We start from the raw sequence: 14,599 nt of genomic DNA, 5'->3' as shown, positions 1-14,599 counted from the left end.
ACGACCTGACGGGGGCGGAACTTGGCGGGCGCTTGGCGGGTGGCGGGTGCCACCTCGGTGGTGGTGATCACCTGGGTGACGCGGCTGGCCGGACTGCTGGCCCTGGTCTCGGTGCTGGTGCCTGCCGGGCGGCGCACCCTGCGCGGACGCGTCGCCGAATGGCTGGAACTGCCGCACGAGGCCACGGTCGGCGCGGCGACGGTCGCGCTGGTGACCGGTGTGCTGCTGATGCTGCTCGCCACCGGCCTCAAGCGGCGCAAGCGCCGGGCCTGGCAGCTGGCGGTCGCCACCGCCGCGCTGTTGACGGTGTCGCACCTCGGGCTGCGGCACGCCCTCGGTGCCGGTCTCGTGTCACTCGCGCTGCTGATCGCCCTGATCGCGACGCGGCGCCACTTCATCGCGCTCCCCGATCCGGTCACCGGCCGGTGGCGCGCGGTCCGGGTCTTCCTGCAACTGACGGTCGCCGGGGTCGCGATCAACTTCGTGCTGCTGTCGGTCGCGCCTGTCGACGCGGGTGTCGGCGACCGCCTGGCGCAGTCGGCGCTGGCCCTGATCGGCGTGAGCGGTCCGGTGGTGTTCCCCGCGCTGTGGCTGGAAGACCTGTCGGCCGCCGTCGGCCTGCTGTTCGGGATCGGCGCGGTGCTGCTGGCGGCGTACTTCCTGCTCCGCTCGGCCGAACCCGCGCCGGAGCTGACCGACGACGAGGTCGAGCGGCTCCGCGGGCTGCTGGGGGAGCGGGACTCGCTGGGGTACTTCGCCCTGCGCCGGGACAAGTTCGTGGTCTTCTCGAAGTCGGGGAAGGCCGCGGTGACCTATCGGGTGATCGCCGGGGTCGCGCTGTGCTCGGCGGACCCCCTCGGTGACCCGGAAGCGTGGCCCGGCGCGATCGAGGAGTACCTGGACGTCTGCCGAAGGTACGCCTGGACCCCGGCGGCCATGGGCTGCTCGGAACTGGGCGCGACCGTCTGGGCACGCTTCGGGCTCGAGGTGCTGGAGATCGGCGACGAGGCCGTCGTCGACACCGAGACCTTCACCCTCGAAGGCCGCGTCATGCGCGGAGTCCGCCAAGCCGTCTCGCGCACGAAGCGCGCCGGCTACACCGCGCGCATCCGAAAAGCCGAGGATCTGCCTCTCGCCGAGCTAGACGAACTCCGCACCCTCGCCGCCACCTGGCGCGGCACGGACACGGAACGTGGCTTCTCGATGGCGCTCGGCCGCATGGGCGATCCCGGCTCGATCCTGGTGACCGCCGAACACGACGGACGGGTGCGCGGAATCCTCCAGTTCGTCCCGTGGGGCGAGAAGGGCCTCTCGCTGGACGTCATGCGCCGCGACCGGACGGCGGACAACGGCGTCAACGAACTGATGATCTCCGAACTCCTCCTGACCACCCCCGCCCAACACGTCTCCCTGAACTTCGCCGCCTTCCGGGCCGTCCTGGAACAAGGGCAGCGCATCGGCGCCGGCCCCGTCGCCCGCCTGTCCGCCCGGACATTGCGATTCTTCTCACGCTGGATCCAGATCGAGACCCTCTACCGCTTCAACGCGAAGTTCCAGCCGCGGTGGGTCCCGCGCTACCTCGCCTACCCCGCGGCCCGCGACCTCCCCCGAGTCGGCGTCGCCGTCTTCGAAGCCGAAGGACTCGGCGGGCGCCCATATCGCCTGCTCAGGGCCCTGCAACGCGTCTAAGGGGGGTGCCTTCCGAGGGGGTACGCGGGGTGTGTAACCTATTTGAGCAGTGGTCGTTGGGCCTGGGAGGCTTCGCCTAGTCTGGTCTATGGCGCCGCACTGCTAATGCGGTTGGGGGTAACCCCCCCTCCCGGGTTCAAATCCCGGAGCCTCCGCTGGTACCTGTTCCGGCAGGTGCTAGATTGATAACTGAACAAGCGCCCGTAGCTCAGCTGGATAGAGCATCTGACTACGGATCAGAAGGTCAGGGGTTCGAATCCCTTCGGGCGCACGTCTGGTTGAGACAGCACTAAGGCCCTCCCGTTCGCGGGAGGGCCTTTTTGTCTGTCCGTTGTGGACTCAGCGCCGCCGCCGCGCGGCCACGATGAGAACCAGGGCAGGCAAAGCCCAGCGAGCGGCCGGAATGCGTTCGTCGTGCGCGTCTTATCGGAGATCGTCTGCGTGAGCCAGTCGCTTCGTTGCCCGGTCACCATGAGCGCTCCCGAACCGGTGCGCCCAGTTCGCGTCGAAGCCACGGTGCTCGCGGCAGAACCCTTAGCGCGTAGACGATCTGCGTCCGGCGGACTCCGCGAGGTCGTACAGCTCGGCGTGCTCCGGACGATCCCGCGATGGAAGGATCCTTCATCCTCGACTTCGAGCAGGACGAGCTGTGTGGGCAGCGTCATCCGTGGACCACTCATAGAAGAGCTCTACCTAGGGGCTGGGTAGAGACAAGAGACCCACCCGGGAGTCGAACCCGGAGTCCAACGGCTTTGCAAGCCGCCGCACGACCGTCGTGAAGTGGGCCGGGTTCGGCCATCGTGCCCTCGGCAGGAGTCGAACCTGCGTTCCCGGCTTCGGACGCCGGCGTCGTATCCGTTGGACCACGAGGGCTTGCGGAGGATGCAGGATTCGAACCTGCGTGACGTTCTCACGCCGACCACCGTTTTCGGGACGGTTGCCTTACCGTGCTCGGCCAATCCTCCTTGGATCTGCTCGTCGGACGCGGGTGCCTCCTGAGCCCGAATCAGGCGGGTCACCAGTGCCCCTCGCATCCGTCGACCGGCGTATCCCCCTCGGATACGCCGGCCAGGACCCCTGCCAGGACTCGAACCTGGGACCTCCGCATTCGTAGTGCGGCGCTCTGTCCACCTGAGCTACAGGGGCGAAGTGGAGGCGAGTGCACGCCTCCACCGGCGCTCGTCCTGGCCGCCTCTTCGACGACGGGGACGAGCTTTGGGACAAGTCTTCAGTTCTCAAGGTTCGCGCTGAAATGGTCAGCGTCGAGCACCGGCGGGAGGAGTCGAACCCCCTGGACACGGTTTTGGAGACCGTTCCGCTTCCCAAGCTCGCCGATAGGGAATTGCTTTCGCGCAGCAAAAAGAGAGAAGCCGCCCGGATCGGTTTCCCGATGGGCGGCTCCCTGACATCACACGCGCTATGGCGTCATGACGGGGAGCCCTTGTCGACCAGAACTCGCTGGTCGTAGCGTCGTGAACGTCGCCAGGAACAGGGCGACGAACACACGACGATGGACGCGGCGGCCGAATGCCGACGCTGCGCCTTTCGCTCGTGCATGTTCATCATGGCTGCTCCTGGGGTTGGTCGAGTGCATTAACTGTGAGGCAAGTCTGCCCGCAGCGCAATCGTATTTCCAGAATGTCGACCGAGTGGTCGAGCACGGCGTTGATGACGCCAACGCGGCCCGATAGTCGCGGAGAGTGACGACTCGGGTGCACAAGCTTGTGCTGGTATCACCCCGTAGTGTTCAAGCTTCGTCAGTTCATGGCACAGTCGTCCTATGGAGCGTGGACAGACGAGGGTCAAGGTGGGTGAAATACTCAGGTATTCGTCCACAAAGGATCCATCTGAGCCTGAAGTGGACGGATATAGAAATTTCTTCCATGTCACTGCCTTGGAAGGGGCATCGAGGGTTCAGCTTGAACGAGGCATCGACTCGCCCGCGTCGATCACGGCTCCAGAAGGTGCTAGGCGGCCTGTGGTCCTCATCAGATCGAGTCCGTGGAAGGCGGGTTCAGAGCAGACGCCTTGGCACGATGTCTTTGATCTGAACAACGGGCACGTGCGTTACTTCGGGGATCATAAGGCCGATATCGTGGAGCCGGTCGGGCAGACTGTCGGTAACAGGTCGCTCTTGGCCGCTTGGGAGTTCCATCATGCGCCTACGGCTGAATCGCGCAGGTTCGCCGTGCCGTTGATGGTATTCCGATCGGTCCGACGTAACAATCGACCGAAGGGGCATGTCGAGTTCTGTGGATTCGGTATCGTCGAGCGAGCCGAACGAGTCGTTCAATGGTCGCGAAACGGCGACTCCACTTTCGTCAACTACGTATTCGATCTGGCTCTGCTCGATCTTACGGCGGAGGATGATCAACTCGACTGGGCTTGGGTGAACGAACGAAGGGGCGCGGAGTCTTCGATCGATCGAACGCTCGAGCTGGCGCCGGAGTCTTGGCGACGATGGGTGCGCGAAGGTTCGACGGCCTTGCCGCGTCTGCGCCGCCGAGTCGCCCGCGCGGCTGTGCACAAGGTGGCAGACCAGCGGCCGGCGAAAGGTGGCACGGAAGACGCGGATCTCCATGCGATATATCGATACTTCGACGGCCGCAAACATGACTTCGAGTACATTGCGTCAGCCATTGCGGCTCGCGTCATCCGTCGTCATGGAATCGCATACCGCGAAGGATGGCTGACCCGGCCATCGCAGGACGGCGGTACGGATTTCGTCGGTAGGCTCGATGTGGGCACCGGGATGGCTGTCACCAAGCTCGTCGTTTTGGGGCAGGCCAAATGCGTGAAGCCCGAGTCCACCATCTCGGCTGATCAGGTCGCACGAGTTGTGGCGAGACTGCAGCGCGGATGGATAGGTGTGTATGTGACGACCGGTGCCTTTTCAGAGGCTGCGCAGCTGGAAATCGTGGAGGATCGATATCCGATAGTTCTCATAAACGGGTTGCTGCTCGCTCAACAGATCAGGGAACTCGCGAATGAAGACCACCGAGGAGACTTGAAGGACTGCATCGCCGCACTTACAGCAGGGTCGGGTGTGGAAGTGGTCCACCGACGTCCAGAGGAGATCCTCCTTTGAAGGGGAGTGGGGCGATCTAGCCGGATAGAGCCCGTACCGAGTCACGTGCAGTTCGCCAGAGCTCGGCGTTCAGTTGTCGCTCGTCGAGGGCGTCGAAGGCCATGAACGGCGCGAGGCGCAGCAACCGCTTGAGGAAGTCTCGAAGGAGGTCGCGCTCGTCCATCCCAGTCCTGTCGAGGTCCCTCCAGACCTTCAGGATGCCTTTCACGAGGTACGGGCTGCCACCTAGAGCCTTCCGGCGTGCGTAGATCTGGTCGAACGCGGCCTCGCCGAGAATGCCGAGGGCGGCATAGGGTTCAGACTCACCGGGTTCGTGTACGAGTTGTGCGCGCCACCAGAGCCGGCCGAAGACGTGCCTGGTGAGGTCTGTCGCCAGAACTCGATCTCCTGGTGGGTTCGGATAGCGCCAGTAGGCGATGTCCGGCATCAGAACCAGGGCGAAGAACGCCCAGATGTCCCCGGCTGCCGCCTCTGCGGGCACCATCCCGGCTTCACGATGTAATAGGGCCGCAACATCGAGATCGAAGCTGGCGCGACTCGCCTGTGTCGACGCAGAGGGGTAACCCGCACGTTCTGCCAACTCGACGATGATCGATCGAACACGTTCGAGATCATGTTGCCTTGCCCGGTGTCCTCCGGTGGCGGCGAATACCGCGGATTCGTGCTGGAAGGCGACGCGTGATTGCAAGGCATCGATCGAGAGACTCTGGTACTCGAGGTGAAGAGCCTTAGCCGGTGTTGCAAGAAGTCGAGGGTACAAGAGACTCATTTGACGTCCTCGAAGATCTTGACGGCGGCCTGGACTTCAGTGGAGAAGAGGCCCGGTGACTGTTCACGCCGCCGGCGTAGCTGATCGATGGTCGTATTCGGGAACAGGCGGCCGATCAGGTTCTGGAGCGTCGCTCCCAGACTTTCATCGTCGAAGTCGTTCTCATCGTCGAAGTCCGAGGACAGCAACGCGTGCTCGACCAGCGTCCGCGCGACGTCGGTATACACGGCCGAGAGGATCACGCGGTCGATCGCGCGAGGAGTAGCAGCGTTCTGGAAGGCCTTGACCGCAGCAGTGCTCTTCTCGTTCACGAGCAGCAGCAGCGCGCCCATTGTCGCGGTTTCGAGGTTTCCGACCACCTGGACATGCCACGCCGCATCTTCCGGGAAGCTCGTCTTCGCGAAATCGACGACTGCGATGGGAAACTGCGGCGCGTCACCCTGGAGTCGAACTTCACGCCTATCGCTCCACAGAACGGAGCCGGCTCGGCGAGGCGCTGCAGGCGCGCCGTCCGAGCAGTAGTCGGCCAGGACGAGGATCGTGTCGAGCGTGAGCAGGCCGCCCAGATTTCTTCCGTCCAGATCTACTGCGAGGTCGATCGAGAGTGTTCCAGTGCCGGTCAAAGGTATCCGCGAAGCAGGTGCTCGAAGGCCGGAGCCGGTCGCCGCCCAAACGGTCACGAGGGCAAGCGACGCGGTCGCCGGGAGACCGGTGGACGACTGGAGGGTGCTCAGGTCCACACGAACCGCCCGACGTAGATCAAGGCGCATCTGGTAGTCCCAGTCCGGTAGAGCCTCCGGTAGGGCCATCTGGTCGCCATCGATCTGGAGTGTCCATTCCTCCGCCTTGACCACGTCCTCCGGCGCCGTTCTGTAGGGGAATGCGCGGCGGCTCATCGCGAACCGTCCCCGGAGTCCACGACCAGGTTTATCTCGGTCATGGTGTCAGGCGCGGGAAGTACGATGAGACGCCAGACTTGATCGCCACCCTCGATCATGTTGTCGACGTTCCGATTGAGCGCTCCCGACTCGTCCTCCCAGCCGAAGAACTCCGGCTGGGAGGCGTTCTTCGGTGGGTCGGTTTCTCGGCCGACGGCGCCTGACAGGGCGACGGCCAGACGTGCTCGAACCCGCTGAGGACCCGGCTCAGGGGCTCGGAAAGCCTGGATGAGGACCACATGGCCATGCCTCACGTCGAAATAAGGTTCGTCCAAGTAGACCAGTCGTAGACGTCGTCGCTTCGGGAACGGCTCGGCAGGTGGAAGTGGAGGATACGAATCAGGCCCGGTGTCTCGTGACTCATAGGACTGCTCCCGAGGGGCGTGCAATGGCGGAGTTGCTGTCGCGAAGGGTGTGCTGGCGTCTGTCGGTCCCCATACCTCGGAATCCGTTGGCTCGGGAGCGGGCGGAGCCGGAGAGGTATGCGTCTTGCCCCGGCGTGCGACGCGCGAGTAGTCAGTTGCCCCTCCGATGCCCCACGCTCCTGCCACCAATGATGCGAATGTCCTGCTGGCGGCGCCGAGCGGGACCTCGGCCGACCCGCCGCGGACACCGTCGTTCACACCTACGAGCGCATCCATCTTCTCCTTGAGTTTTGTGAAGGTCTGCTTCACAAAAGTTCTGGACAGACCCTCGAGGGACTGCCAGCGCCAGGCGTCGTGCGTCGGAGGCTCTGCATCCGCGAAGACCGAATCCAATTCCTGATCGACGCGGAACACGCCGGCGTACGACACCTGTTCCGCAGGTGGCTTCGGGCCCGCGTGGTAGCAGACCACCAATTCCGCCGTCCGCATCAGGCAGATGTGGTGCAACGTAGTCCCGATGCCCAATGCCGTGCCTGCAGAGTCGGGTTCAACCGGCAGCATGAACCGCTTCTCTACACCCAAACGGCCCAATAGTCGCGTCGGACGTCGGGACTCGATGTCCATCCCGGATGGGGATTTCATCGTCTCGTAGGCTGATACGAAGAGGTCCAACGGACGGGTCTCGCGCGGGTCGGGTACCGGTACTTCCGCTCCCTCGCAGTAGACGGAGAACGTCATCGGAGCCTGCGCATCACCTTCGGACAGCATCTTCGGCCAAAGGTTCCAAAGAATGGCGTTCGCCAGATATGTAGCGGCTTCCAGAGGCTCACGCTCATCCAGGTCGGGGTCCAAGATCACGACGGAGGTACCGGTTTCGTCCGCAGCGAAAGGCCGAAGCCCCAGCTTCCGTGCCAAATCCTCCGCAGCCTCCCCTCGGATCGGCTCGACGAGGTCGGCGGTGCGGTCACCCCACCAATGTCGACCAGTGTGCCTTCGCCCGGCTTCACCTTCGCCCACGACGTAGCTCTTCCAGAGCGCACAGCCGATAAGACGTGTCTCGTAACCGTCTTCGATACGGCAACGGGTGTGTATCAGTACCGTTCCCGAGTTCGCCATCAGGTAGAAGATCCCCTTACCGAACCCGTAGGTCCCGCCACCGAGGTCGGTGTCGCGTGGCTCACCGATGTTGCGGATGAACGAGACGAAGTCGTGGTTCTCCACCACTGCGCTGTCCGCTCGTGTCGGTCCACCGAGACCGCCGGTACCGCGATCCGACACCGTCAGAATGCGGATCGCCGCGTTCGACAGAGATGACCTGAGCGGCAACTGTTCCTTCGTCGGGGCGCCGCGGGTCAGGAGTTCTCGCCAGACCGGTGCGCGTGCCGGTCCAAGGGTCTCGAGATCGATCCGGTAGCTGACGGTGTTAGCACCCAGCCGAGCGTCCCAACTGTTCTGGGCGGATTCCCGAACCAGGATCGTCAACAGGTCGAGCTCAGGGCGACCGAGTTGGTTGCGGATGCCCTCGGCGGCACTAGCGCCTTCTGGCGGATACTGCTGTGACGACCAGGACACGTCCGTCACGCGACCTCCCGGGTGATATCGCTGAGGTGTTCTTCGAGATCGGCTTCCTTGATCGGATGGGGAGGTTCGGACGCGATATCGATCGAGTATTGGACGTCTAACACATCCACGGGTAGATCCGTCGGCGTGAGCCTTGGAAAGCGATGGTCGACTTCGAACCAGAGCTCCTCGCGTACGACGAATCTGACTTCGCGGTAGAGCTCGACGTCCGTGGGGCGGTAGCCGACTTGCGCGAGTTTCAGTAGAAGGCCGTTCTCGTCATCCGAGAGTCGCCGAAGATGATCGACCAACTCGACCACCCCCTCGCCACCGTCTGTGACTCGTTCCAGACGTATCCAAACGAGGTCAAGTCGGCCGTCGGTGGGGCACTCGAGCTGATCTGCTCCATGGACGCGGACTCGGCGTCCTTCGGTCGCGGTCGACGCCTTGACTTCGATGGCGGAAGGGGCGAAGACGAAGTCGTGACGGTGCCCGGACGGCCCTTTCCAGTGTTCCGTGGCAGCCGAACTCAGTTCGAGAAGCCGCCGAAGCACCATGAGTTCTCCGAAAAGCCCCGCGAGTTGTTCATTGTCAAGAGGTGAGCCGGTGCTCTGGAAGAGCGCCCGCCAGCGGTCGACGACGAGATACATGGCCTTGAGGGGTCTGTTCGGGTTCTCCTCGACCGTCGCCAAGACGTCGCTGCAAAGGCCGGTGAACACGTCGTTCAGATCCGATCGTGAGCAGCTGAGGTCGGCATACCGACCAAAGGTGTTGACGTCCTCTAGCGCTCGCTCCCGCAGGGTCAGCACCGCTCCGGTCGCCCCTCGTCGTACTCGTTGCTGAGCTGTGAGGGGGATGAGCAGATGACGAAGGCCTTCATGATCCACCGCGGCGACGAGTCTTCCCGGCTCCGACACGGACGGTAGTTCGGAGGTGCGAAGGCGGAGTGCGCCCGATGGCGTTGCCGACTCGAGTTGCTGCCAATGCTCGTTCAAGACGTCCCGAAGAGACGGTCGCATCATGCGTCCTCGAGCTCGAGGTCGGCCATGTCTACTTCTTCGATGTCCACGTTGGAAAGGTCTGCGCTGATGTAGTTCCACTCGATCGACGTGTCGTCTCCGTTGGGATGGGGGAAGACGAGACCTACGCCGATGACGTGCTCTTCCGCTGCCAGTGGAGCACGTGTCTTCTCCCGTTTAGTACTGGGCACGGAGTTCTTGTCAATGGGGTATAGGACGAGGAGACCTACTCCCGGCTCCTGCTTTCGGCGCTCTTGCTTGATTTCGTTTTCAGTGAGCTCTGCTTCATACGCGCGTGTATCGAGGTCGATCGCAGCGTCCCGGCGGCTCATCAAAGTCTTGATGTCTGCAACTTCAGGGTTCGTGGCCTCTTTCAAGCGGGTTCGAGTGACCAGCTTGATGCGGATGTTCGGTGAGAATTCGAAGGTGTCGCCCTCGTCTGTGTCGGTTGGTTTACCGACTATTGCCACGTTCCATTTAGTGAGCGCTCCGGCGAACTTGACCCGTTTCTCGATGTATTCGGCCAGAAGTTCACTGTTGCATTCTTGCGAGTTCTCGTGAAAGTTGTAGGCCCGAAGGAAGTCGAGCACGGCGTCATGCGTCACGCCTCGTAAGAGGTAACGTCCCTCTGTCAGGCGGTCGACATGCTCTGCGCCCTCGTCGTTCGCTCGGGCCACAAGAGCTCGGGCGGCCTCCTGGTTCTTGGAAAGCCATGAAGAATCCGTGCGGAAGTACCTGGTCTGTACACGCTGCCCGCCGTAGGCGGACGCGGCCTGGACGGCATTCGTCATCTTCGCTGCCCCGGTGACTCGAAGTGAAGGATGTGTCCGAAGTCGGACTGCGAATGTCAGAGGATTTTTGTCTTCGGTCATATATACATCGATGTCTCGGCGCATCTCGCTTTCGACTGTCGCGAGATGGCGGAACCAACTCTGAAGTTCGCCGGTCATCCAGATGCGAGGAAGATCGGCGTATCCGTTGCGGTAGCCGAACCAGCGACCCATTTGCAGTAGTGTGTCGTAAGCGGAAACCGCTCGTACGAAGTAGCTGACGGACAACCCTTCTAGCGTGAGACCCCGAGACAGGGTGTTGCCACCCACTGCGATCGCAACAACTGGGCCACGTTCGTAGTCGAGCCGGTCCTTGCTGCTGGAGTTGTCCATGATGATCTTGCAGCTTCGTAGAACGGCCGGTAGTCGGTCGGCGAGTTCGTCGAACTCGATCTTTCGCTCGTTGAACGACTCCGCGTCGACGCGGCTCGTCTCCTTCTCCCAGAGGGAGCGCAACTCGTCGAGCAGTGTGGGATCGTTCGCCATGAAGGCGGATTCGGTGGAGCGGCGAAGGATCTCCAGAGGCCGATGAAAGCTGTTGTGCACAGATGTCTTGACGCTTGTGTGGATCAGCATCGTGGAGTGTTCGTTACCTGTACCGCGGACCTTTCTGGCGGCCGTTGAAAGCCAGAAGTACAACACTGAATCTCGAAGACTTTCGGTGATCGTCGGTACGAACCCGTCGGCATCGGCTCGTGACGATGGCCTGACTTGGGAGATCTCGTCGTCCGAGATGTCCCGGATCATGTCGAACCCGTCCGGTACGTCTTCGGGATCCTCACCGGGCAGGGGGTCCCGTCCGAACAGCACTTCGGTTCCGAAGTGCCCCTCTGGCTGCGGAAGGTTGACGATGAAGTCCTTGGGGTAGAGATCTGCGGCGGCCGGGTCGATCAGTAGGTTGGCGAAGGGCGTCGCGGTGTAGCCGACGTATGCGGACTTGGGCAGGCGGCCGAGAATCTCGCAGATGAGCGGGTTGATCGTGTTGGTGGCCACTGTCGCTTGGTCGGCTTCGTCATCGATGATCAGGGCCGGGCAGTCCGCCAGGTACTCGGCCGCTGATTCCAGCCATGCGCTGAATTTACGGAGCACTCGAGGGTTCTTCTTGATGACGCAGAGGACGTGCTGTTTGTTGCTCTTCGCGAAATAGGCTGCGGCGTTGGCGCGTGGTGTGAAGTCCTTGTCGGGATCGGTGAGCTGCATCCAACGTGATCGGTTCGGCTCGACGAGCTGCTGCACCAGACGCCGCTGGGTCTGGCGGCGAAGGCCGTTGTGGATCCCGGCCAGGACGATGAACAACTTGTATCCACTGTCGGCGGCCTTGGCCATGACGGCCGTGAAATTCGTCGTCTTCCCTGACTGCACGTAGCCGACGACGAGCCCTCGAGTCGAGAAGGATCGCTCTTTCGGGTGGTTCAGCAACGAGACGACCTTGGTCGACGCGACGTTCAAATCCTCGATCGCCTTTTCGGACCACGGCGACTTGTGAAGGATGTCGGTGATCCCGGGCCAGCATTTGTCCTTCGGGCTCGGGCCCGTGTACCAGGTGACTCTATTGCCGAACACCACGGAACGAGGTTCTTCTCGCTCTCTGATGCTGATCGTTTCGCGTTCGAAGCGGTCGACGATGCGTTGAATCACCTCTTCCGAGCGCTCGAACAGCCTGATGCGCTTGACGGCTTCTTCAGGCGTCATCACCTCGATGAAGCTGACGAAAGCCTCGTACTGCTGCTCGAACTTGTCCGTCACCGGTTTCCCCTCCGTATGTCGCCCGCGGTGCCCGTTGTCCAGGGGGCACGAGACCGTTCGACCCGCCGTCCACCACGTTAGGGCGACGTGCCCTCGATCAGTAGGACGGTCGATCTGTATGCCTTCGATCGGACGTACGGCGGTTGCTCCGACGCACGCTCGGTGACCATAGGGATCGCCCCGGTGGACCAACGTGTTACGAGGTCGGCCCATCTTTCGTGTAGGTGTTGTTGATCTGTCATCCGAGCGGCACCCCCCACGGTGGCCTCGCTAACATGCGACTCGGTTCAGGGCGGGTCACTGGCTTCTTGGCCATCTGCCGGCTAGCATCGGAACATCCGTTCGATCGCTGGATCGACCTGAGATCGGCCGTATGACGGTCGATGACTCACGAAAGGTGTAGAGCTCGATGCCCGAACGCCGGACGCGGCGCGTCGAAGGTTCGCACCTGAAGGTGATCGATCTGTTCGCCGGGTGCGGAGGTCTTTCCCTGGGATTTAGGGAGTCCGGCAGGTTCACCCCGGTCGCCGCTGTGGAGAAGGACCTGTATGCGGCGGCGACCTATGCGACCAACTTCGGTGAGGACCATGTCCATTGGGGCGACATCGCCGATTGGGTCAAAGGTGACCTTCCTGAGGCCGATGTGGTCGTCGGAGGGCCTCCATGTCAGGGCTTCTCCAACCTTGGGGCCAAGCGTGACGACGATGAACGCAACGACCTCTGGGAACGTTATGTGGACACCTTGATCAAGGTGAAGCCGAAGGCGTTCTTATTGGAGAACGTCGATCGATTTCTGAAGAGTCGCCAGTTCGAGGCACTTCGTCAAGAGACGATGCCAGGCGGCCTCCTGGCCGACTACCGGCTCGACTACGGGATTCTCCGCGCGACGGACTATGGTGCGGCTCAACTGCGAAAACGTGCGATCGTGATCGGTACTCATCGGAGTCTCGATCAGGTGTTGTTGCCGACGACGCAGCTGGCCACGGAAGCTTGGAGAACGGTCAAGGACGCCATGGGCGACCTGACGGCGAGGGTTCATTGGAGCAAGGTGAACCTGCCTGCTGAACGAACTCGCGAGGTCTTCGGCGTCGTCGTTCCGGGTGGATACAGTGCAGAGGAACTGCACATCACCAGGCGTTACGAGCCGATGTCCCGCAAACGATTCCGGGACATCCCTTACGGTGGTAACAGGTTCGACCTGCGCGAGTCGTTGCAGTCGCCCTGTTGGATCAAGCACAAGACCGGCTCAGGTGACGTCATGGGGCGTCTGGTCTGGGAGAAGTCCTCCGTGACCATTCGAACGGAGTTCTTCAAGCCGGAGAAGGGGCGATACCTTCATCCCGAAGAGCACAGGGCGTTGACTCATCATGAAGCGGCACGCCTTCAGGGCTTCCCGGATACCTTCGAATGGTGTGGCACGAAACTGGAGATCGCCAGGCAGATCGGCAATGCCGTGCCTGTTGAGCTGGCAGAGGCGCTTGCACTCCACATCGCGGACGGGCTTCAGGGCGCCTGACTCTCCAGTGGTAAGTGAGTCATCGAAGGCGAAGATGGGTGAACAGAGACCGACGGCGGCATCCAGTCCAGGTGTTCGCAAGAGCATGCAGTCGAATAAGGGGCGCGATACGAAGCCCGAGCTGGCGCTCCGGAGAGCTCTCCATGCCATGGGGTTGCGTTACCGCGTCTCTTCGCGTCCCTTGCCGAAGCTCAGGCGGACGGCGGACGTCGTTTTCAGGCCTGCTCGAGTCGCCGTTTTCGTGGACGGGTGTTTTTGGCACGGTTGTCCGGTACATCACACTGTGGCCGTTACCAATGCTGGCTACTGGGCCGAGAAGGTCGCCCGTAACCGGGAACGTGACGGGGAGACCGATCGCGCGTTGATCGAGGCGGATTGGATTCCGATCAGAATTTGGGAGCACGAGGACCCTCTCGAAGCGGCGGTTCGTGTCGCCGATGCCGTGCGTTCGCGGCGTTCCGTCTGACGGGGGTATCGGTGAGCGCTGGTGTCCGAACTAGTGAGCGCCACCAAAAACGCTGGTCAGCGCCTCCCGGATCACCCCCGCCAGATCCGCCTCCCCGTCCGTCTCCGCCCACCGGGCCAGCGCCACATGTGCCGCCCCAAGGCACGCCATAGCCGTAGCCCGCACCTGAAACTCCTCGTCCGGCGAAGGCGAAGAGCCGCAGAGAGCGGCAACGATCGCATCGGCCGTCGCGTACTGGTTGTCCAGATGCCGCGCCCGCAGCGCGGGCACCGAGATCATCAGCCGTAGCCGCGCCAGCAGGAACGCCTTCTCCTGTGACGACCCCAAAGTGGCGGTCGCCTCCAGCGCGCGCCCGATCCGCGAAGGCAGTGGGCCAGGCGGCTCGGCAGCGACAGCGGAAGCGGTCACAGGGTCGTACTCGTCGTAGAGGACCAGGTCCTCCTTCGTCGGGAAGTGTCGGTAGACCGTCATCGCCGAGACGCCGGCGGCCGCGGCGACGTCGGTGACGGTGGTCGCGTCGTAGCCGGCCTCGGTGAAGAGGCGGATCGCGTGCTCTTGCACAAGAAGCCGGGTTTCGGCGCGCTGGCGGTCTCGGAGGCTCACGTGGTAGACA

10 protein-coding genes and 7 tRNA genes are annotated in these 14,599 nt (G+C 62.8%); 6 read left to right on the top strand and 11 right to left on the bottom strand.

Annotation, left to right across the window (positions count from 1 at the left end; genetic code table 11):
• The first annotated feature begins 39 nt into the window (after positions 1-39).
• From BLW75_RS22720 to BLW75_RS22710, 3 genes are all read left to right on the top strand, one after another.
• On the top strand, positions 40-1,689 hold the full coding sequence (locus BLW75_RS22720; RefSeq protein ID WP_091598141.1) for a phosphatidylglycerol lysyltransferase domain-containing protein: 1,650 nt from the start codon (positions 40-42) through the stop codon (positions 1,687-1,689).
• A 65-nt stretch (positions 1,690-1,754) separates the two neighbouring features.
• A tRNA-Ser gene (locus BLW75_RS22715) sits at positions 1,755-1,844 on the top strand.
• Positions 1,845-1,886: 42 nt separating this feature from the next.
• Positions 1,887-1,960, top strand: a tRNA-Arg gene (locus tag BLW75_RS22710).
• A 444-nt stretch (positions 1,961-2,404) separates the two neighbouring features.
• On the opposite strand, the gene BLW75_RS42915 is transcribed toward BLW75_RS22710, so the two are convergent.
• From BLW75_RS42915 to BLW75_RS42910, 5 genes are all read right to left on the bottom strand, one after another.
• A tRNA-Cys gene (locus tag BLW75_RS42915) sits at positions 2,405-2,476 on the bottom strand.
• 14 nt (positions 2,477-2,490) lie between these two features.
• A tRNA-Arg gene (locus tag BLW75_RS22705) sits at positions 2,491-2,562 on the bottom strand.
• A 3-nt stretch (positions 2,563-2,565) separates the two neighbouring features.
• Positions 2,566-2,654, bottom strand: a tRNA-Ser gene (locus tag BLW75_RS22700).
• A 107-nt stretch (positions 2,655-2,761) separates the two neighbouring features.
• A tRNA-Arg gene (locus BLW75_RS22695) sits at positions 2,762-2,835 on the bottom strand.
• A gap of 121 nt (positions 2,836-2,956) precedes the next feature.
• Positions 2,957-3,025, bottom strand: a tRNA-Trp gene (locus BLW75_RS42910).
• A 642-nt stretch (positions 3,026-3,667) separates the two neighbouring features.
• Here BLW75_RS42910 and BLW75_RS22685 point away from each other — a divergent pair.
• Entirely contained in the window at positions 3,668-4,777 is a 1,110-nt protein-coding gene (locus BLW75_RS22685) for a restriction endonuclease (protein WP_479682088.1), read from the top strand.
• A gap of 16 nt (positions 4,778-4,793) precedes the next feature.
• Here BLW75_RS22685 and BLW75_RS42365 read toward each other — a convergent pair whose 3' ends face one another.
• Genes BLW75_RS42365 through BLW75_RS22660 form a run of 5 tightly spaced genes read right to left on the bottom strand, consistent with a single transcriptional unit; the run spans position 4,794 to position 12,004 of the window.
• Positions 4,794-5,546, bottom strand: a complete 753-nt coding sequence (locus BLW75_RS42365) for a DUF6339 family protein (protein ID WP_143055347.1) — start codon at positions 5,544-5,546, stop codon at positions 4,794-4,796.
• Positions 5,543-6,442: a hypothetical protein gene (locus BLW75_RS22675; protein ID WP_241783959.1), complete on the bottom strand. Its 900-nt coding sequence runs from the start codon at positions 6,440-6,442 to the stop codon at positions 5,543-5,545. The genes BLW75_RS42365 and BLW75_RS22675 overlap by 4 nt, the downstream gene beginning before the upstream one ends.
• Positions 6,439-8,430 carry a hypothetical protein gene (locus BLW75_RS22670; RefSeq protein WP_091598132.1) on the bottom strand — a complete coding sequence of 664 codons (1,992 nt, stop codon included), beginning with the start codon at positions 8,428-8,430 and terminating at the stop codon, positions 6,439-6,441. The genes BLW75_RS22675 and BLW75_RS22670 overlap by 4 nt, the downstream gene beginning before the upstream one ends.
• Positions 8,427-9,428, bottom strand: coding sequence for a PD-(D/E)XK motif protein (locus tag BLW75_RS22665; RefSeq protein WP_158005414.1), 1,002 nt, complete (start codon positions 9,426-9,428; stop codon positions 8,427-8,429). Before BLW75_RS22665 ends, BLW75_RS22670 begins: the two co-directional genes overlap by 4 nt.
• Positions 9,428-12,004 carry a Z1 domain-containing protein gene (locus tag BLW75_RS22660; protein WP_034319845.1) on the bottom strand — a complete coding sequence of 859 codons (2,577 nt, stop codon included), beginning with the start codon at positions 12,002-12,004 and terminating at the stop codon, positions 9,428-9,430. The genes BLW75_RS22665 and BLW75_RS22660 overlap by 1 nt, the downstream gene beginning before the upstream one ends.
• 409 nt (positions 12,005-12,413) lie before the next feature.
• Here BLW75_RS22660 and BLW75_RS22655 point away from each other — a divergent pair, with 409 nt between their 5' ends.
• Both BLW75_RS22655 and BLW75_RS22650 read left to right on the top strand, forming a co-directional pair.
• Positions 12,414-13,520: a DNA cytosine methyltransferase gene (locus BLW75_RS22655; protein ID WP_091598129.1), complete on the top strand. Its 1,107-nt coding sequence runs from the start codon at positions 12,414-12,416 to the stop codon at positions 13,518-13,520.
• Positions 13,453-13,986, top strand: coding sequence for a very short patch repair endonuclease (locus tag BLW75_RS22650; RefSeq protein WP_341865832.1), 534 nt, complete (start codon positions 13,453-13,455; stop codon positions 13,984-13,986). Before BLW75_RS22655 ends, BLW75_RS22650 begins: the two co-directional genes overlap by 68 nt.
• A gap of 30 nt (positions 13,987-14,016) precedes the next feature.
• On the opposite strand, the gene BLW75_RS22645 is transcribed toward BLW75_RS22650, so the two are convergent.
• Positions 14,017-14,589 (bottom strand): TetR/AcrR family transcriptional regulator, encoded by a 573-nt coding sequence (locus BLW75_RS22645; RefSeq protein WP_034319847.1) that lies wholly within the window; start codon positions 14,587-14,589, stop codon positions 14,017-14,019.
• Positions 14,590-14,599: the final 10 nt, after the last annotated feature.

The sequence above is a fragment of the Amycolatopsis lurida genome (assembly GCF_900105055.1).
Taxonomy (GTDB): domain Bacteria; phylum Actinomycetota; class Actinomycetes; order Mycobacteriales; family Pseudonocardiaceae; genus Amycolatopsis; species Amycolatopsis lurida.
This window is presented reverse-complemented; position numbering and strand designations above follow the sequence as displayed.

Bases quoted from the DNA above. Each gene is read 5' to 3' on its own strand.
- BLW75_RS42365 (WP_143055347.1), bottom strand. From the start codon at position 5,546: ATGAGTCTCTTGTACCCTCGACTTCTTGCAACACCGGCTAAGGCTCTT.
- BLW75_RS22675 (WP_241783959.1), bottom strand. From the start codon at position 6,442: ATGAGCCGCCGCGCATTCCCCTACAGAACGGCGCCGGAGGACGTGGTC.
- BLW75_RS22665 (WP_158005414.1), bottom strand. From the start codon at position 9,428: ATGCGACCGTCTCTTCGGGACGTCTTGAACGAGCATTGGCAGCAACTC.
- BLW75_RS22655 (WP_091598129.1), top strand. From the start codon at position 12,414: ATGCCCGAACGCCGGACGCGGCGCGTCGAAGGTTCGCACCTGAAGGTG.
- BLW75_RS22650 (WP_341865832.1), top strand. From the start codon at position 13,453: ATGCCGTGCCTGTTGAGCTGGCAGAGGCGCTTGCACTCCACATCGCGG.